Origin of the sequence: Streptomyces sp. DT190 (genome assembly GCF_049846985.1) — a bacterium.
Lineage (GTDB): Bacteria > Actinomycetota > Actinomycetes > Streptomycetales > Streptomycetaceae > Streptomyces.
The window spans coordinates 52,693-70,503 of sequence record NZ_JBNCNM010000013.1; the positions used below are offsets into that span (position 1 = coordinate 52,693).

Consider the following 17,811-nt stretch of genomic DNA (forward strand, 5'->3'; position numbering starts at 1 on the left):
TCACTTCCTCTGCTCGTCAGGCGACCGGGTTGGGCTGCCGGAGCAGCGCGTCCGCCTCGCGGACCATCTGGCGCACCGCCTTCTCGGCGGAGGTGTTGCCGAGCAGCGCCGACTGGAGCGGCTGGCACATCCGGTTCTGGAAGTTCGAACCGGCCCCGGCGAACCAGTTCGGCGGGTCGAGGACCGCGACCTCGGCCGCCTTCGCGTACGAGGACTGCGGGTCGAGGGCGGCGTACTCGGGTTCGGCGAGTACGGGCTGGTAGGCGGGGATGTGTCCGGCGCTCGCCCAGGTGAGACTCTGCTTGACCATCTCCGCGACGTACCGGTGGGCCTGGCGGCGCCGGGCCGGGTCGGGGTTCCGCTGGTGCGGGAGGACGAAGGCGTGGCTGTCCGTGTAGACGGCCGGTTCGCCGAAGACCTGCGGGAACGGCGCGGCGCCGAGGGGGATGCCGGACTTCTTCAGCGTCGGCAGTTCCCACTCGCCGAGCATCACCATGCCGCCGCGGCCGCCGAGGAATCCGGCCAAGGCGCCGTTGTAGTCCAGGTTGTTGGGGTTGGTGCGGCCGTCGAACAGCCGCTGCATGAAGGTGACCACGCGTACGGCGGCGTCGACGTCGATCCGCGGAGGGCCGCCGTCCGGCAGGGTGAAGGCGGCGCCGGTCTGGGCGTAGAGGGCGGCGAACTGCCGCCAGCTCTGGGACGGGTCGGTGACGTGGCCGAACAGGATGCCCTTCTGCCCGGTCGCCGCGGCGAGCGCCTTGCCGGCGTCGAGCAGGGCCTCCGGGGAGCCCAGGGGGGCCAGTTCACCCGAGGAGTCGAGCAGGCCCGCCTTGTCCGCGGCCTCCTTGTCGTAGAACACGATGAAGGGGTGGACGTCGAGCGGGATGGCGTAGACGGTCCTGTCGTGCTGCGTCCGTGCCCAGACGGCCGGTGCGAAGTCCTGCTGCCCGACGCCGAATTCGGCGAGCAGATCCAGGTCGAAGGGGTCGAGGAGCCCGCCGGGCGCGTAGCCGGCCAGCCGGGACAGGTGCAGGACCGCCACGTCCGAGGACCTGCCGCCGGCGGCCGACATGGCCAGCTTGGTGTAGTACGACGGTCCCCAGTCCAGGATGGTGCGCTGCACCTCGAATCCCTGGGGGCCTGCGGAGACGGCCTTGATCATGTCGTCCATGAGCATGCCGTCGCCGCCCTGGAACAGATCCCAGACGCTCAGCGCCGAGGCGTCGGCGGCGGCCGGTGAGGCGCAGCCGGACAGCGGCCCGGCGGCGAGCAGCGCACCCGCGGCGGCCGTGCCGTGACGCAGGAGCCGGCGGCGGGTGAGGGCGGCGCCCGCACCGGGTGCGGGCGCTGGGGGTGAGGCGGGGGAGTGGGTGAACATCGCGGACCTTCCGACGGCCGGACACGCATGCCGGACCGGCGGGAGACACCCCGGAGGGGTGCCGCACCGCACGGGTCAGGCAGGGGGCGCACCGGGCTCGCCGATGCGATGGCTCGTTTTTACATCGATGTACATTGGCTGTAAAGAGCCGGGGGAAAGGCCGGACGAAGAGCGCCGAGCGAGCCCGGCAGGCTCACCGGCGACCCGCGACCTGCCGGAACATATACTCGGCAGCCCGGTGGGGCAGGGAGGTTCCGGTGGCACGACCCAGGATCAAGGACGTCGCGCGTCTCGCAGGTGTGTCGGAGAAGACGGTGTCCAACGTCATCAACGACTACGCCCACGTCTCCGACCGGACCAGACGCGTCGTCCGCGACGCCATCGAGGAACTCGGCTACAAGGTCAACCTGGCCGGCCGCCACCTGCGTCAGGGCCGCACCGGCATCATCGCCCTCGTCATCCCCGAACTGGACGTCCCGTACTTCGCCGAACTCGCCCAGCACGTCATCCGCGAGGCGGAGCGGCGCTCCCTGACGGTGCTGATCCACCAGACCGCCGCGGACCGGGAGCACGAACTTGCGGCGCTCACCGGGTTCGGCTCCAGTTTCGTCGACGGAGTGATCCTCAGCCCTCTCGCGCTCACCGCCGACGACCTGCGCGAGCGTGCGGGTGCCCCGCCGACCGTGCTCATCGGCGAACTGCTGGAGGAGGGCGCCGACCACGTCGCCATCGACAACGAGAAAGCCGCACGCGAGGCGACCGAGCACCTGCTCCGCATGGGCCGCCGCTCCATCCTGGTCATCGGCGGACGCAACGACACCGGTCAGGGCACGGCCGAGGCCCGCACCCGCGGCTACCGTGCCGCCCTGGCGGAAGCGGGCATCCCCTACGACCCGGCCGCCCTGCTGCCCGTCACGTCCTTCCGGATGCCCGACGGCGCCGAGGCGGTGGCCCGGGCCCTGAGCGGGGGCGCCCGGCCCGACGCCCTGCTGTGCCTCAACGACCAACTGGCGCTGGGCGCCCTGCGCGTCCTGCACGAACGCGGCATCGGCGTCCCCGACGAGGTCGCCGTCATCGGCTTCGACGACGTCGAGGCCGGACGCTTCAGCGTCCCCACGCTGAGCACCGTCTCCCCGGACAAGGCCGCGGTCGCCCAGGTCGCCGTGGCGCTGTTGCAACGCCGGATGGACGAGAGCGCGGGATCCGCAGCGGTGGACGTCCCGTCGTCCGACGCGCGGTCGACCCAGGACCTCGTGGTGGCCCACCGGCTGGTCCTGCGCGAGAGCACGGAAGGCGTCGCCGGATCCCTGCTCGCGGAGTCCTGACCGTGCCGGACCAGCCGCAGCCCGGCACGTCCCACCGCGCCGCCGGCACCGACGACATCCTGGCCAGGATGGAAGCCAACCTCGCCGAGCACGCCTGCCATCTGCACCGGCATCTGGAGGGTGCCACGGTGGTCGACTCCGGGGACCTGCTCGTCGCCGACAGCGGACTGCAGGACGACACCTTCAACATCGTCGCAGCCGCACGCTTTCCCGCGGACCGGGCCGAACTCCGCATCGCCCGGACCCTGGAGACCCTCAAGGCCACCGGTCGCCCCTACTCCTGGTGGGTGGGCCCGGCCTCCACCCCGCCGGACCTCTCCCGGCGCCTGACGGCCGCCGGCCTGGAGGCGTCCGAGACCGAGACGGCCATGTGGCGGCACCTCGGTGAACTGCCCCCGCCGCCCGCGGTCGAGGGATTGCAGATCCGGCAGGTCACCACCCCTGAGCAGCTCGCCGACCACGCGGCCGTCCTGGCAGCGAACTGGGATCCGCCGGCCGTCACCGTCCGCCGCTTCTTCGAACGCGCCGCCGCCCGGGCCCTCGCCCCGGACTGCGCGGCCCGTTACCTGATCGGCTACCACCACGGCCGTCCGGTCTGCTCGGCCGAGGTCTTCTCGCACGCCGGAGTCGCCGGGATATACAACATCAGCACCCTGGCCACGCACCGCGGGCGCGGATTCGGGGGCGCCGTCACCCTCGCGACGCTCCACGAAGCCCGGGCCCGGGGGCATCTGACCGCGGTGCTGCAAGCGACGCCCCAGGGCCGGCCGGTCTACGAGCGGCTCGGCTTCACGGCCTGCGGCCACTTCACGGAGCACGCCGTGCGGTGAACGCGCCACAGCGGCACGCCGCTTGAGCGGGAGCAGGGCCTCCACCGGCGCCGGCCGCCGGGGTGCGCGTCCCCACCTGTCACGGACGTTGCCGGCTCACGCTCCGACCGGGCGAGGACGGTGTCCGGTCGAGGCCGAGACGGCGGCTGGTGGCGGCGCCGGGGGACAACACCACCGGTGTGCCGTCCGCGCGTCCCCACTCGGCCCACCCGAGCAGCCTTCCGTCGGGCAGTCGCTCTTCACCTGAGCGCGTGGGCGGGACGACCAGCATGGCGATCCTTCCCAGCGCCGGGGGCGCTGCCGCTGCTGTCGGTGCTGGTGATTATGGTGCACCGGTGAGCGACATGACTGGTGAGGACCGCCGTTTCCCGCCCGCGCTGGCCGACCTGGCCGACGTGGACATCGACCATGCCGACGGCCGGGGCATCGACTTCGAGCCCTGCTCCGCCTTCGACTCGGCCGAGGAGACCACCGACTGGCTGCGGAGCTGGACGGGCAACGGCGAAGTCGACGGGAGTCGGTACCGGGTGTTCGGCCAGGACGGCACGGGCGGGCTGGCCGCGCTGTGGTGCGTACGGCCCGGGCGACCGCTGACGGAACAGCCCGTGGTGTTCCTCGGCTCGGAGGGCGCTGCCGGTGTCGTGGCCCGTGATCTGTCCGACTTCCTGTGGCTGCTGGCGGACGGCGTCGGGCCGATGGAGGCCGTGGAGTTCGGCGCTGTCACCGGCCGTTCCGACCCGGCCCTCGTCTCGCTGGCCGAGCGGCATGCGAGCGGTCCGCGCCGGACGGCACGCGAGATCGTCGCTGCCGCCCGGGCGGAGTTCCCCTCGTACGCCGACGACATCGCGGCCCTCTGCCGCTGAGAGCCTGCCGGGCGCTGCCGGCCTGGTCAGCCGGTCGATGCTGCCGGTCGGCGGCTGTCAGCCCTTCACCGAACCGGACGTCAGCCCCTCGACGATGTGACGGCTGGCGAAGGCGAACAGCAGCATCGTGGGCACGATCGTCAGCACGGCCGCCGCCGACATCGAGCCCCAGTCGATGTTGAAGCTGGAGATGAAGCCGTTCAGGGCGGTGGGGACGGTCTTGTTGCTGTCGCTGTTCATCAGCGTCACCGACAGGAACAACTCGTTCCAGCAGTTGACGAAGTTGAAGATGAACGCGGCGATGATGCCCGGGCGCATCACCGGCAGCAGGACCCGGAACAGCGCCGCGAAGCGCGACAGGCCGTCGATCATGGCGGCCTCCTCCAGCGCGTCCGGGATGTTCTCGAAGAAACCGCGCAGCATCACCGTGCAGAAGGGGATGCACACCGCGATGTACACGAGGATCAGGCCAAGACGGTTGTCGACCAGCTTCAGGTCGGTCATCAGCAGGTAGAGCGGGCCGAGCGCGATGAACGACGGGATCATCTGGGTGACCAGCGCGGCCATCAGCAGTGCCGACTTCGTGCGGAACTCGAAGCGGGCCAGTACGTACGCCGAGAGCATCGAGATCGCCGTGGCCGTCACGCCGGCCACGGTCGAGACGATGAGGCTGTTGGTGAGGTAGGTGCCGAAGTCGGCGGTGCCGAACAGGCCGCGGTAGTTCTCCAGGGAGAAGCGCTCGGGCCAGTACGCGATGGGGAAGTGGAAGATGTCGCCGGGTGCCTTCAGCGAGGTGACGGCGATCCAGTAGAGCGGGAAGACGGTGAAGAGCAGCCACACTCCGAGGAAGGTGAACTTGACGGCCCGGCCGGCCGCGGACCCCTTGCCGGTCACGACCTCACCCCCTTCTTCTCGCGCGTGGCCATGAGGAAGAACACCGCGAACACCAGCAGCGCGGCCACCACGAGGAGGCCGAGCGCCGAGGCCCTGCCGTAGTCGCCCTGCTGAGTGATCTTGATCATCCAGGTGGTCACGATGTGCGTCTCGTTGTTCGGCCCGCCGCCGGTCATGCCGAAGATCAGGTCCGGGAAGTTGAATATCCAGATCACGCGCAGCAGCACGGTCAGGGCCAGTGTGGTGCGGATGTACGGGATGGTGATCTGGAAGAGCGTGCGGGCCTTGCCCGCGCCGTCCAGCGCCGCCGCCTCGTACAACTCGTCGGGGATCGACTGGAGCGCGGCCAGGATCATGATCGTGAAGAAGGTGACGCCGTACCAGATGTTGGCGACGATCACGGCCACCATCGCCGTGTCCGGATCCGCCAGCCAGGCGATCGGCTCGTCCATCAGACCGGCCTTCTGCAGCAGGTCGTTCACGACGCCGAACTCGCTGTTGAACAGCCAGCGGAAGAGGATGCCGATGAGGAAACCGGAGATCGCCCAGGGGAAGAAGATCAGCGCCTGGTACAGCCCGCGGAAGCGGAAACGCCGGCGCAGCCAGAGCGCGAGCGCGAAGCCGATGACCAGCTGCGGGACGATCGAGCCGACCACCCACAGGGCGGTGTTGCTCAGCACGGTCCCCCAGGCGGGGTCGGCGAAGACGTCGCCGAAGTTCTTCAGCCCGACCCACGAGGTGTCGGTCAGGTCGGTCAACTTCCAGTTGCGGAAGGCCATCTGGCCGCCCGCGATCACGGGGTAGTAGGTGAAGATCGCCACGAAGACCGCGGCCGGTGCCATGAAGGCGGCGATGCTGAGGCCGCGCCGGGTGGTGAACTCGCGCCTGCGCCCGCCCCCGCGGGGGAGGCCGCCCTTGCGGACGGCCGCCCCCGGGCCCGGCGCCTTCTTCGACGTCCTTGTGGAGGTGACGGACATGCCTACTGCTCCTGCCGCCACTTCTCGGTCCAGTACGCGTCCCAGCCCGCGAGCAGCTTCTTCGGCGTCGTCTTGCCGAGGATCAGCTTCTGCACGTCCGTGTCCGCCTTCTGCTGCCACTCGGCCCACCAGCTCACGCCGCGCGGCTGGGTGACGACCAGGTACTTGTCCGGCTGCTCGGTCATGGTGACGTAACTCGACCAGGGGCCGGTCTTGTAGAAGGGGTCGCTGATCGCGGACTTGAGGATGGGCACCAGGCTGTTCTTCTTCGTGAACGAGGTCGACGCCTCACCCTGGGACAGGAACTCGACCAGCTTCACGGCCTCGGCCTTGTGACCGCTGCCCTTGGCGACGCCCCAGCCGGCGGTGGCCAGCGGCTGCACGGTCTTGCCCTCGGGCCCGGCCACCAGCGGCGCGGTGGCCCACTGGTCCTTGGAGATCGACTTCGACTCCGAGACCGTGGCGATCACTTCGGGATCCTGCAGCAGGAACGCCGTGGAGCCGTTGGAGAACGCCTCGACCATCTCCGGGTAACCCCAGGAGACGGAGGACTTCGGGGACGCCTTCTTGAAGAGCTCGAGGTAGTTCTCGATCGCGTCCTCGGCCTCGGGAGCGGAGAAGATCGTACGGCCGTCCTTCAGCTTGAAGCCGTTGGCCGGGTCCACCTGGTCGGCGAGGTAGGCCTCGATGGCGGCGGTCGCGTTGCTGTTGGAGTTGGCGCCGCCGCGGAAGGCGTAGCCGTAACGGCGCTCGGCCGGGTCGTGGATGGCGGACGCCTGCTCCAGCAGTTCCTGCCAGGTGGCCGGCGGCTTGTCGAAGCCCGCCTTCTCGATCAGGTCGGTGCGGTAGAACAGGCTCAGGCCGTAGAAGCCGTACGGGACGAAGTAGGTCCGGCCCTTGGCGTCCTTCGAGGCGTTGACGGCGTTCTCCGTCATGGCCTGCCAGCCCTTCCAGCCCTCCAGGTCCTTCTTCATGTCGTGCAGCCAGCCGTTGTTCGACCAGGGCCCGACGGTGATGTCCCGGACCTCCAGGACGTCCACCCCGCTGCCGGACTGGAGCATCTGCTGGAGCTTCTGGTCGGCCTGCTCGGTGGGCGGGGAGACCAGGTTGACCTTGATCTTGGGGTTCTGCTGCTCGAAGTCGGCTATGAGGTCCTTGAGCAGGGCGGTGCGGGTCGGGTTCGTCAGGCTCTCGACCATGTTGAGGGTGACCGTTCCGCTCGCCTCGGGGCTCATGGTGGAACAGCCGGTGAGGAGGGTCGCGGCGGCGGTGCCGAGCGCGAGGGCTACCGTCCTTCTTCTCATGGTGCTGACCTCTTTCCTGTGTTCTGTCGTGCCCACGTGCTGAGGACGGGGACGCATTCCTCGGCGAAGTACTCGTAGTCGGCGGCGGTGTTGTAGACGTGCGCGGACAGGCGCATGTAGCCGATGCCGCCGAAGCTGGTGAAGGCCGCCTCCACGCCCAGCTCCCGGGCCACCCGGTCACGCAGGGCGTCCGCCTCGACCCGGTCGGCGGCGAGCCCGTCCGGCAGACGCACCAGACGCATGCCGGGGACGGGCATGCCGACGTCGACCGAGGTGTCCGCGCCGGCCGGTTCGGCGAGCGCCGCGCCGATGACGCGGGCGCCGTAGCCGACCAGGTCGTCCATGTAGCGGCGGGCGGTCGCCCACCCCCAGGTGCGCTCGACGAAGGAGAGGGACGTCGGCGCGGCCAGGTAGGCGGTGGCGTCGACGGTGCCCTGCTGGTCGAAGCGGTCGGGGAAGGGATCGGCCGCGGCCCAGGAGTCGATCAGCGGGTGGAGGCTCTCGCGCAGCGGCCCACGGGCGATCAGGGCCGCGGTCCCGCGCGGGGCGCAGCCCCACTTGTGCAGGTTGCCGGTCCAGAAGTCGTACGTGGCGCCGGCGAGGGGTGCTTCCAGCAGGCCAGGCGCGTGTGCGCCGTCGACGAGGACGGGGATGCCGCGCCGGCGGGCCTCCGCCCCGATGCGTTCCACCGGCAGCCGGCGTGCGGTCGCCGAGGTGATCTGGTCGACGACGACCAGTCCGGTCGCGTCGCCGAGCTCGGCGGTGACGGCCTCGTACGCCTGGTCCTCGTCCGCGTCCAGCGGCACCCGGGCGGTGCGGACCCGGCCACCGCAGCGGCGGGCCAGCCGCTCGGCGCCCATCGTCACGGCTCCGTAGCCGTGGTCGGTGACGAGGATCTCCGCGCGGGGCCGCAGGGCGAGGGCGGAGTAGACGACGCTCGCGCCCGCGCTGGCGTTCGGCACGAGGGCGAGATCGCCGGCGTCGGCCCGCAGGAAGGCGGCGAGCTCCACCCGCGTCGCGGCGAGGCGCTGGGGCAGCGCCGGGAACCACACGACGGGTGAGCGTTCCATCTCCGCGCGCAGCAGGGCCTGACGCTCCTGGGCCACCAACGGAACGGCACCGAAGGAGCCGTGGTTCAGGTGCTTGAGGGCAGGGTCGAGCGACCAGGCTCGGTCGGCGGGCCGGCCGTCCGCCAGTAGCAGGGGGCGCGGTGCGGTGGTCACCTCGGTCTCGCTCACAGGACTCCACATCTGGGCAGGGCCGTCCTGCGGAGGCTCACCCTCCGCCGGACACATCTGATGACTGGGCATCCTGCCCACCTTCTCGGGCGGAAACAAGGGTCGTACAGTGAAAGTCATCAGATGACTTTCAGGGGATACGGACCCGACACATCTGACGTCCCGCAGGGTCTCGCTACAGTTCTCCGAGGGACGCGGCCTGATCGCGGCTCGTCAGGGGAGGAAGAAGGGGACGGATGTCCGCAGTCGAGAAGGCCTTCCACGGCCTGCGGCACATGATCGGGACGGGGCGCCTCGGCCCGGGCGAGCGCATCCCGCCCGAAGGGGATCTCTGCGAGGAACTGGGCGTGTCACGGGGGTCGCTGCGCGAGGCGGTGCGGATGCTCGCCGCCCTGGGTGTCATCGAACCGCGGCACGGCTCGGGCACCTACGTCTCACAGCTGAGGCCGCAGGACGTGATCGGAAGCCTCTCCCTGACCCTCGAACTGCTGCCGCTGTCGGGCCTGTTGGAGGTCTACGAGATCCGGCGCGTCCTGGAGGCACACGTCGCGGCCCAGGCGGCGGCGCGCTGCACCCCGGAGACGGTCGACACGCTCTTCGCCCTCATCGAGGACATGGAGGCCACGAGCGACCCCACCAAGGCGTCGGAACTGGACCACCGCTTCCACGCGGAGATCGCCCGCGTGGGCGGGAACCCGACCCTCGCCACCCTCCTGGCGGTCTTCCGCTCCCGGTCCCGCAAGTACCAGGTCTTCACCCTGCCCGAAGGCCCCGAACTGCGCAGGAAGAGCGACGACGACCACCGCGTCCTGGCCACCGCCATCGCCGACCACGACCCGGTGGCGGCGGCCGGCGCGGCGCAGGCGCACGTCGCCCAGACGGAGCGCTGGCTGCGGGCGTTCATGCCGCCGGTCGAGGAGACCGGCGACGCTGGCTGAGGGGACCGGCGGGGGCGCGCCGGCGACCCGCGAGCCGGCCGGCTCGCGGGTCACACGGATCGTCGACCTCACCCTCCCCGCGCGCCGGCACCGCATGGGAACCGGCACCGACCCGCGCGGCGGCCGTGAGCCGGGTCAGTCGGAGGGGGCCATGAACTGGCGGGGGGACAGCGGGCGGGCGACGATCCGGGTGTCGCCCATCCAGCCGTAGAAACCCTGCCCGAACTTCTCGTCGAACTGGGTGGCGCCGAGGACGAACGGCTTGCCCAGGGTGGCGATGCCCGTCGAACGCTGCGCGGGATTGCGGGCGATCTTCGAGCCGTCGACGTAGACCACCGTGCGGCGGCCGTCGTTGACGACGGCGACGTGGGTCCACCGGCCGACCGGGAGGGCGTGGCTCCAGGAGGTGGGGTCGGCGTCCTGCCGCTCGGGATAGACCACGAACTGCAGGAAGCGCTCCGGGGAGAGGTTCAGGCTGCACGTGGGTTCCAGCGGGGACCAGCCGGTGGTCTTGCCGGCGTCGCCGTTGCGGCCCTGCCAGCTCAGGATGCCCATCCAGGCATGGTTGCCCTCGAACGGATCGGGCAGCCGGATGAACGTCTCGATGGTGTAGCCGTGCAGGAACTTCTCGCTGTTGAGCGGCGCGCGCGGTCCGGTGGTGAGGATGGCGCCGCGATCGGGGTCCTGCCCGCCGTCGAAGCGCAGGCTCGCGTGCGCGGGCTGGCCGGGGTGGTGGTCGGTGGAGAAGGTGAGCGCCCGCGGACCGCTGGAGTGCAGCCGGCCGACGGTGAGGTCGTTGCCGTTGCCGGACAGGTCGCGCACCACCGTGCCGTCCGGCACGGGCGCGTCCGCCGCGGGCATCGGGGCGCCGGAGGCGTCGAACCGCCAGTAGGCGACCGTGCCGCGCGGCATGACGGCCGAAGCCGGGCGCGGCTTGGGCGGGACGGCCGGGGCGAAGCCCTGGAAGCGCCGGTCGAAGTCGATGTCCATGCTGAACCGGTCGACGTCGCCCGTCAGTTCGACCGTCTCCGCCTCCAGCGGCGACCGGTCGGCGGCGTCCCGGGCCAGGAACCAGGGGGAGAACGTCTCCACGTCGACGACGTTGCGGACCAGGTCGAAGTGGTACAGGCGGATCATGGCCGCGCCGCCGTAGTAGCGGTCCTGGTAGTTGGTGATGTGCAGGTGGACATCGTTGTCGGCGTCGTTCTTGAGGACCGTGCGGCCCGGCGGCCAGTAGTGCCCGCCGAGTGCCAGGAAGATCTGGTCGTTGCGTCGGACGAAGGAGTCCCACATGCGTCGCCCGTTGTCCGACAGATGGGCGACGCCGTCCTCGTCGGCCCACACGAGGTCATGGGTGGTGAGCACGACGGGAAGCGTCGGGTGGGCGTCGAGCACGCCCTGCGCCCAGCGCAGGCCCGCGGCGGACGTACGCCAGTCCAGGGCCAGGACGAGCCACGTGCGGCCCGCCGCGCGCAGGAGGTGGTAGCTGTTGTAGCCGTCGGGGGAGGCGCCGCCGAAGCTGGGGGCGGAGGCGAAGCGCTGCGGGCCGAAGGCGTCCAGGTAAGGGCTGTCGCCGCGCTGGTCGTCGCCCGAGGCGATGTCGTGGTTGCCGGCCAGGACGCTGTAGGGGACGCGGCCGTCGATCAGCTCGAACGCGTCGGCGGCCAGGTCGATCTCGTCGCGGGTGCCGTGCTCGGTGATGTCGCCGAGGTGCGTCATGAAGGCGACGTTGGCCTTGGCGCGCTGGTTCACCAGGTAGCGGAACGTCGCCCGCAGCGGCTCCGGGTCGGCGCTGTCGGCGTCGAACAGGTACTGCGTGTCCGGCAGCACCGCCAGGGCGAAGCGCGGGGAGTCACGGTCGAATCGGCCGGACCGGGAAGCGGCCGCCGCGTGCGCGGGTGTCACGCCCGGGGCGAGGGCGGCGGCGCCCGCGGCGGGCAGGGCGACGGCTGCCCGGAGGAGGCGGCGTCTGCCAGGTTGTCCGGACTCGCCCGAGGCGGAGGGGCGGTGCTGCGAAGGGGTCATGGCCGTGGCTCCTGAGTCGCGCAGTGATCAAGTGGCTGCAGCGACTCTCGTGAAAGGCCATGACCGTGCCGGTACGGGAAGCTGAACACCGACGGAAAGCCGCCTGGCGGCCCTGCCTCGGCCCGGCGCGCGGCAGCGACCCGCCTTTCCTGCCGCAGTGCCGACCACTTTCTCGGTGTCCTGTCCGCGGGCCGCGCTCGTGACGAGCACGGCCTTGCCCCGGAGTCTTCCGGGAGTGCACCGGTCACGGCCGCTCCCGGGTCCGGCGGCGACCGGCCGGAAGGGGCAGGGGGTCCGCGCCGGGCGCGACGGTGGTGGTGACGTACGACGCGCCAGCGTGCGCCAACTCGGCATGCTCGGGCATCGAACCGCGGGTCGAGGTGTCCGTGGACGGCTTCCAGAGCCTTCCGCGGGCACGCGGCGCATCGCCCTGCTGCAGGCCCGCCTCGCCCGGCTCCTGGTGCCGCTGACCGCCGTACGCGTGCTGGAGCCGCCGTACGAGGCGGTGCCGCTGCGCGAGGCCCTGTGGTGGCATCCCGTGCACACGCACGACGCGGCACACATCTGGCTGCGGGAGACGGCCGCTCGCGTCGGACGGCGGATGCCGGGCGTGCCGGGTGATTCCTGACCTGTGCGAGGGCCGGGGGCCGGGGCCCGGGGGGAAAAGCCCTCATGACGCCGGTCGAAGGGCGGTCTTCACCCGACCAGGCGGATGTTGGTGCCCTGGCAGTCGTGCCGGCCGCGTGACGATGGAGCCTGAGCTCCGGGCGGCGCACCACGAGCGTCGCCCCGGCCGGCCCGTGCGCGAGTCGGTGCCGGGCGCCGCACGACCAAGGACGGGCGAACGTGCACGACGACCCCCAGGCGGCCGGCGACGGCCAGGACGCGACTCCGGCACCCTCGGGCCGCTGGGCCCGGTTCCGCGCGACACCGTGGTGGCCGGCGACCGTGCTGGTGTTCATCCTCGCCGCGGCGGCGGGGATGTTCGCCGGGTCGTACACGTACACCATGGCCGATCCGACGCCGCACCAGCTCCCGACGGCCGTCGTCGGGTCGTACGACGAGGCGCGGGGCCGGGCGTTCCTGGCCGGGCTGGGCAAGGCGCTCAACTCCTCGATGCGGACCAGCGTCTACGACTCGCGGGCGGCGGCGCTGCGGGCCGTCGATGAGCAGCGCGTCTTCGCGGTGTTCGAGTTGCGCGACGACGGGCGGCGCGTGCTGCTCGACGTGTCGTCCGCCTCCGGTGCCTCGGTCGCGGAGCTGCTGGAGCAGGCGGCACCGGCGGTGGGGCGGGCGACCGGGGTGCGGGTAACCGTCCGGGACGTCAATCCGCTCCAGGACGGCGACCCGCGCGGTCTGGCGATCTTCTACATCTCGCTCGCCGCGGTGATCATCGGTTTCGTCGGGGCGATCCAGCTGAGCGTGCACGCGCGGGCGCTCACGCCACCGGAGCGGATCGCCTTCACGGCCGCCTACGCGCTGCTCGGCGGCCTCGCCATCGCCGCGGCCGTGGACTGGCTGCTCGGCGCGCTCGATCTGCCGTTCGCGCAGTCGTGGCTGATCCTGGCGCTCACGATGTTCGCCAGCGGCATGACCTTCACCATGTTCAACACCCTGGTGGGCCGCTGGGCGATGCTCCCCACCTGGGGTGTGATGGTCCTGCTGGGCAACCCCTCCTCGGGCGGCGCGGTCTCCTGGCCGCTGCTGCCGTCGCCGCTGGGGGTCATCGGGCGGTGGCTGCCGCCGGGCGCCTCGGTCAACGCCCAGCACACGGCGGTGTACTTCGCCCGGCACCAGCACGCCTTCCCGTTCCTGGTGCTGGCCGGCTGGGCGCTGGTGTCCTGCGCGGTGTTCTGGACCTGGCGGCACCGCCACCCGGGCGGGCGGGAACGCCGGCCGGGCGACGATCCGGCACCCGACGGTGCCGGAGCCTGACGCGGGTGACGCCCTCTGGCCATGCGCCCTGGCCGTGCGCCCCTGGCCATCCGTGCCCTGGCATCCGCCCCCTGGCCCTTCGCCCCGGCACTCCGGTGTCCTCGTGGCCCGTGACGCCCTTCTCGACCTTCCCCGGGCCCCGGGCACCCGTCCCGCCGTTCTCGTGACCTGTGGCCCCGCCCCGGCGCGCCCCGGCCCTCCCGCCCGGCAGTGAGCACAGCCCCGCCGGTATCTCGGCCGCCGCCGTCGGTCCCTCCCCGCCCCACCATCGTCGGCCCCGCCCCGCCGCCGTCAGCCCAGCCGCACGGCCACCTCGCCGGTGCCGTCCGCGCTCGTTCCGCCGGCGACCTGGACGGTGAACGGCCGGTCCGTGCCCTCGGCCGTGACCCGCAGCTCGTCGCCGTCGCGGCGCACGCGGAAGGTCGCGGCCGGTTCACCGGTCAGGTCCGGCACGGTGACCTCGGTGGTGTACGTGGCCGAGGCCGGCGGGTGGACGAGCAGGGTCGGCCGGTCCAGCCAGTCCCCGTCGGGCCGTTGGTCGTCGGCGGCCAGCGGCAGCACCGCGCCCTCACGGACGTACAGCGGGAGACTGTCGTAGCCGTGCCGCTCGGTGCGCCAGCACGGGCCGGTGACGCGCTCGCCGGTGAGGAGGTGGGTCCAGGTGCCCGAGGGGAGATAGACCTCCACCTCGCCGTCCTCGGTGAGGACGGGCGCGACCAGCAGGTCGCCGCCGAGCATGTACTGGCGGTCCAGCAGACGGCAGGCCGGGTCGGCGGGGAACTCCAGGACCATCGGCCGCATCACGGGCACGCCGGTACGGTGGGCCTGCGCGGCGGCGCCGTACAGGTAGGGCATCAGCCGGTGCTTGAGCAGGGTGAAGCGGCGGGCGACGTCGACGGCCTCCTCGCCGAACTCCCACGGCACCCGGTAGGACGACGAGCCGTGCAGGCGGCTGTGGGAGGAGAGCAGGCCGAAGGCGAGCCAGCGCTTGAAGACGGACGGGTCGGGGGTGCCCTCGAAGCCGCCGATGTCGTGGCTCCAGAAGCCGAAGCCGCTCAGCGACAGGGACAGACCGCCCCGCAGCGACTCGGCCATGGCCTCGAAGGAGGACCAGCAGTCGCCGCCCCAGTGCACGGGGAACTGCTGGCCGCCCGCGGTCGCGGACCGGGCGAACAGGACGGCCTCGCCCTGGCCGCGTTCCTTCTCCAGGAGTTCGAAGACGGTGCGGTTGTACAGGTGGGTGTAGTAGTTGTGCATCCGCTGCGGGTCGGAGCCGTCGTGCCACACCACGTCGGTGGGGATCCGCTCGCCGAAGTCCGTCTTGAAGCAGTCCACGCCCTGGTCGAGCAGCGGCTTCAGTTTCGACTGGAACCAGGCGCGGGCCTCGGGGCTGGTGAAGTCGACCAGGCCCATGCCGGCCTGCCACAGGTCCCACTGCCAGATGTCGCCGTTCGGGCGGCGGACCAGGTGCCCGAGGTCCGCGGCCTCCTCGAACAGCGGGGACTTCTGGCCGATGTAGGGGTTGATCCAGACGCTGACCCTGAGCCCCTTCTCCTTCAGCCGGGCGAGCATGCCCTGCGGGTCGGGAAACACGTCCGGGTCCCACGCGAAGTCGCACCACTGGTACTCGCGCATCCAGAAGCAGTCGAAGTGGAAGACGGACAGCGGGATGCCGCGCCCGGCCATGCCGTCGACGAACGAGGTCACGGTCGCCTCGTCGTAGTCGGTGGTGAACGAGGTGCTCAGCCACAGGCCGAAGGACCAGGCGGGCGGCAGGGCGGGACGGCCGGTGAGGGCCGTGTAGCGGGCCAGGACGTCCTTGGGCGTGGGCCCGGCGACGACGTAGTACTCCAGCGTCTGGTCCTCGACGCTGAACTGCACCTGCCCCACCGACTCGGAGCCGACCTCGAAGGAGACCTTGCCGGGATGGTTGACGAACACGCCGTAGCCGCGTGAGGAGAGGTAGAAGGGGATGTTCTTGTACGCCTGCTCGCTGCTGGTGCCGCCGTCGGCCTGCCAGACGTCGACGACCTGGCCGTTCTTGACGAACGGGGTGAAGCGCTCACCGAGGCCGTAGATCTGCTCGCCGACGCCGAGGGAGAGCCGGGTGAGCATGTGGTGGGCGCCGTCGCCGGTGGTGGCGAAGGCGGTGCTCTTGGCGTTCGCCCGGGTCAGCTCCCGTCCGCCGGCGTCGTGGAAGGTGAGGCCCCAGGGGCCGGAACGGTCCAGGCGCACGGTGAGGGGGCCGCTGGTCAGCTCCGTGACGGTGTCCTCCTGGCGCACCTCGCCGGTGCCGTCGTCCGCGCCCGCGAGCGCGAAGTCGGGGCCGGGGTGCCGCCTGCCGCCGTGGTGGGTGACCCGGACGCCGATCACGCCCTCGGCGGGGGAGAAGCACTCGGCGGTCAGCAGGGGCGCGTTGAGGGTGTCGCCCCTGCGGGTCACCCGCTGCACGGAGGCATGGGCGGTGAAGCGCTTCGACTCGGCGCGCAGGTCACGCACCTCGGTGGCGTAGGAGAGCTGCACACCGTCGCGGACGAGCCAGAAGCCGTCGGTGAACTTCATGATCTTCCTTGGGTGAGGGCGAGGGCGGTCGGATGAGGGGGAGGGCGTCTCGGATGCCTTTTGATCGTACACAGAATCCGGGCGCCCGCCAGGGGTCCGACGGGCTCTATGTCGCGCTGACCTGTGGGTATGACCGATCGGTACGAGATCCTCACGTCACGCACTGCCGAGCCGGACGGTTCCGGGGGCTAGCGCGAGGGCCGGGCCGTGACGTATTAGTCATCCCAGCAAACAAAACCGACCGGCGAAGGAGCCGGCAGTGCCACAGCAAGAGCCGCATGTTGTCGAAGCGCTTCAACGACCGCGCCGCCGCCGGTCGCGCAGGACCCTCACCTCGCTCGCCGCGGTCACCACCCTGGTCGCCGGGGCGGCGCTCACGGGCTGCGCACAGCAACGCGACGCCGACGTGTACACCGTGATGAACTCCTCGACCGACGAGTCGTACCACCGCTGGGACGCGGAGGCGATGGCCCGTTGCGGGCAGCGGCTGGGGGTCACCATCGAGCAGCAGAGCGTCCCGGCGGCGCAGGTGATGACCAAGGCGCTGCGCATGGCGTCCTCCAAGTCGCTCCCGGACATCGTCCAGTTCGACGCCTCCGAGATGCCGACCTTCGCCGAGGCCGGCGGCCTGGTGGACCTGAAGTCCCTCGGACTGAGCACCGACGGCATCCCCGAGGGCATCGTCGACTTCGGCTCCTACGAGGGCACCTACTACGGCGCCGCCCGGTCCGTGAACACCCTCGCGCTCTTCTACAACAAGGACCTCCTGGACCAGGCGGGCGTCGAGGTGCCCACCACCTGGGAGGAGTTGCGGCGGACGGCGAAGAGGCTCACCCAGGGCAAGCGCTACGGACTCGCCCTCAGTGCGGGCGGCGCCGAGGACGGCGTCTTCCAGTTCACCCCCTTCATGTGGTCCAACGGCGGCGACGAGACGCGACTCGACGGCCCGCGGGTCGTCGAGGCCCTCGACTACTGGAAGGACCTGCTGGCCGACGGCTCCCTGTCCAGGTCGACGGTCAACTGGACGCAGGCGGACGTCAACGACCAGTTCATGGCCGGCAACGCGGCGATGATGATCAACGGGCCGTGGCAGGTGGAGACGCTCAACACCAAGAAGGCGCTGCACTGGGGCATCGCGCAGATCCCGGTGCCCGAGGCGGGCGCGGACTCGGTCGGCCCGCTCGGCGGGGCCGTGCTCACGGTGCCCCGAACCGGTGACAGGACCAGGGAGCGCACGGCCGGCCGGATCGTCGCCTGTCTGGCCGGTGAGAAGGAGCAGCTCACCTACGCGCTCAACAGCTGGATGGTGCCGGCCAACTCCAGGGCCGCGGCCGTGTGGCGCGAGCGGGTGCCGGAACTGGACGCGCTGGCCGACCAGGTGGCCGCCGCCCGGTCCAGGACCGCGAAGCTCGGCGCCGGCTGGTCGAGCGTCTCGCTCGCCCTGCAGAGCGCCTTCCAGTCCGCCCTGACCGGGCAGTCCAGCGAGGCCGCACTGCGGCGCGCCCAGCAGCGGGCGACGAGCGGGAACTGAGGTACGCGCAC

Annotated in this window: 13 protein-coding genes and 2 pseudogenes; 7 read left to right on the forward strand and 8 right to left on the reverse strand. The window is 71.4% G+C overall.

Going from position 1 to position 17,811, the window contains the following annotated elements; translation table 11 throughout:
• Window positions 1-16 precede the first annotated feature (16 nt).
• Window positions 17-1,378, reverse strand: a complete 1,362-nt coding sequence (locus ACPXCS_RS22695) for an extracellular solute-binding protein (protein ID WP_425948818.1) — start codon at window positions 1,376-1,378, stop codon at window positions 17-19.
• Window positions 1,379-1,635: 257 nt separating this feature from the next.
• On the opposite strand from ACPXCS_RS22695, the gene ACPXCS_RS22700 reads away from it, so the two are divergent.
• Window positions 1,636-2,703: a LacI family DNA-binding transcriptional regulator gene (locus ACPXCS_RS22700; RefSeq protein WP_425948817.1), complete on the forward strand. Its 1,068-nt coding sequence runs from the start codon at window positions 1,636-1,638 to the stop codon at window positions 2,701-2,703.
• A gap of 68 nt (window positions 2,704-2,771) precedes the next feature.
• Window positions 2,772-3,533: a GNAT family N-acetyltransferase gene (locus ACPXCS_RS22705; RefSeq protein WP_425948899.1), complete on the forward strand. Its 762-nt coding sequence runs from the start codon at window positions 2,772-2,774 to the stop codon at window positions 3,531-3,533.
• 130 nt (window positions 3,534-3,663) lie between these two features.
• Here ACPXCS_RS22705 and ACPXCS_RS22710 read toward each other — a convergent pair.
• A pseudogene (locus ACPXCS_RS22710) lies at window positions 3,664-3,804 on the reverse strand (alpha/beta fold hydrolase); the annotation flags it as partial.
• A gap of 64 nt (window positions 3,805-3,868) precedes the next feature.
• Between ACPXCS_RS22710 and ACPXCS_RS22715 the strand changes: the two are divergent.
• Window positions 3,869-4,396 carry an SMI1/KNR4 family protein gene (locus ACPXCS_RS22715; RefSeq protein WP_425948815.1) on the forward strand — a complete coding sequence of 176 codons (528 nt, stop codon included), beginning with the start codon at window positions 3,869-3,871 and terminating at the stop codon, window positions 4,394-4,396.
• 57 nt (window positions 4,397-4,453) lie between these two features.
• Here ACPXCS_RS22715 and ACPXCS_RS22720 read toward each other — a convergent pair whose 3' ends face one another.
• Genes ACPXCS_RS22720 through ACPXCS_RS22735 form a run of 4 tightly spaced genes read right to left on the reverse strand, consistent with a single transcriptional unit; the run spans window position 4,454 to window position 8,809 of the window.
• Window positions 4,454-5,290 carry a carbohydrate ABC transporter permease gene (locus ACPXCS_RS22720; RefSeq protein WP_425948814.1) on the reverse strand — a complete coding sequence of 279 codons (837 nt, stop codon included), beginning with the start codon at window positions 5,288-5,290 and terminating at the stop codon, window positions 4,454-4,456.
• Window positions 5,287-6,267: a carbohydrate ABC transporter permease gene (locus ACPXCS_RS22725; RefSeq protein ID WP_425948813.1), complete on the reverse strand. Its 981-nt coding sequence runs from the start codon at window positions 6,265-6,267 to the stop codon at window positions 5,287-5,289. The genes ACPXCS_RS22720 and ACPXCS_RS22725 overlap by 4 nt, the downstream gene beginning before the upstream one ends.
• A gap of 2 nt (window positions 6,268-6,269) precedes the next feature.
• Window positions 6,270-7,571, reverse strand: coding sequence for an ABC transporter substrate-binding protein (locus ACPXCS_RS22730; protein ID WP_425948812.1), 1,302 nt, complete (start codon window positions 7,569-7,571; stop codon window positions 6,270-6,272).
• Window positions 7,568-8,809 (reverse strand): aminotransferase class V-fold PLP-dependent enzyme, encoded by a 1,242-nt coding sequence (locus tag ACPXCS_RS22735; protein WP_425948811.1) that lies wholly within the window; start codon window positions 8,807-8,809, stop codon window positions 7,568-7,570. The genes ACPXCS_RS22730 and ACPXCS_RS22735 overlap by 4 nt, the downstream gene beginning before the upstream one ends.
• Before the next feature lie 236 nt (window positions 8,810-9,045).
• Between ACPXCS_RS22735 and ACPXCS_RS22740 the strand changes: the two genes are divergently transcribed.
• Entirely contained in the window at window positions 9,046-9,747 is a 702-nt protein-coding gene (locus ACPXCS_RS22740) for a FadR/GntR family transcriptional regulator (RefSeq protein ID WP_425948810.1), read from the forward strand.
• 135 nt (window positions 9,748-9,882) lie between these two features.
• On the opposite strand, the gene ACPXCS_RS22745 is transcribed toward ACPXCS_RS22740, so the two are convergent.
• Window positions 9,883-11,772, reverse strand: coding sequence for a LamG-like jellyroll fold domain-containing protein (locus ACPXCS_RS22745; RefSeq protein ID WP_425948808.1), 1,890 nt, complete (start codon window positions 11,770-11,772; stop codon window positions 9,883-9,885).
• 314 nt (window positions 11,773-12,086) lie between these two features.
• On the opposite strand from ACPXCS_RS22745, the pseudogene ACPXCS_RS22750 reads away from it, so the two are divergent.
• Window positions 12,087-12,400: pseudogene (locus ACPXCS_RS22750) on the forward strand (LysR family transcriptional regulator); the annotation flags it as partial.
• A 218-nt stretch (window positions 12,401-12,618) separates the two neighbouring features.
• A complete protein-coding gene (locus ACPXCS_RS22755) occupies window positions 12,619-13,707 on the forward strand; it encodes an ABC transporter permease (RefSeq protein ID WP_425948806.1) in 1,089 nt (362 codons plus the stop codon).
• Between the two features lie 291 nt (window positions 13,708-13,998).
• Here ACPXCS_RS22755 and yicI read toward each other — a convergent pair whose 3' ends face one another.
• Window positions 13,999-16,269, reverse strand: a complete 2,271-nt coding sequence (yicI, locus tag ACPXCS_RS22760) for an alpha-xylosidase (RefSeq protein ID WP_425948805.1) — start codon at window positions 16,267-16,269, stop codon at window positions 13,999-14,001.
• Between the two features lie 406 nt (window positions 16,270-16,675).
• On the opposite strand from yicI, the gene ACPXCS_RS22765 reads away from it, so the two are divergent.
• Window positions 16,676-17,800, forward strand: a complete 1,125-nt coding sequence (locus ACPXCS_RS22765) for an ABC transporter substrate-binding protein (RefSeq protein ID WP_425948897.1) — start codon at window positions 16,676-16,678, stop codon at window positions 17,798-17,800.
• Window positions 17,801-17,811 lie beyond the last annotated feature (11 nt).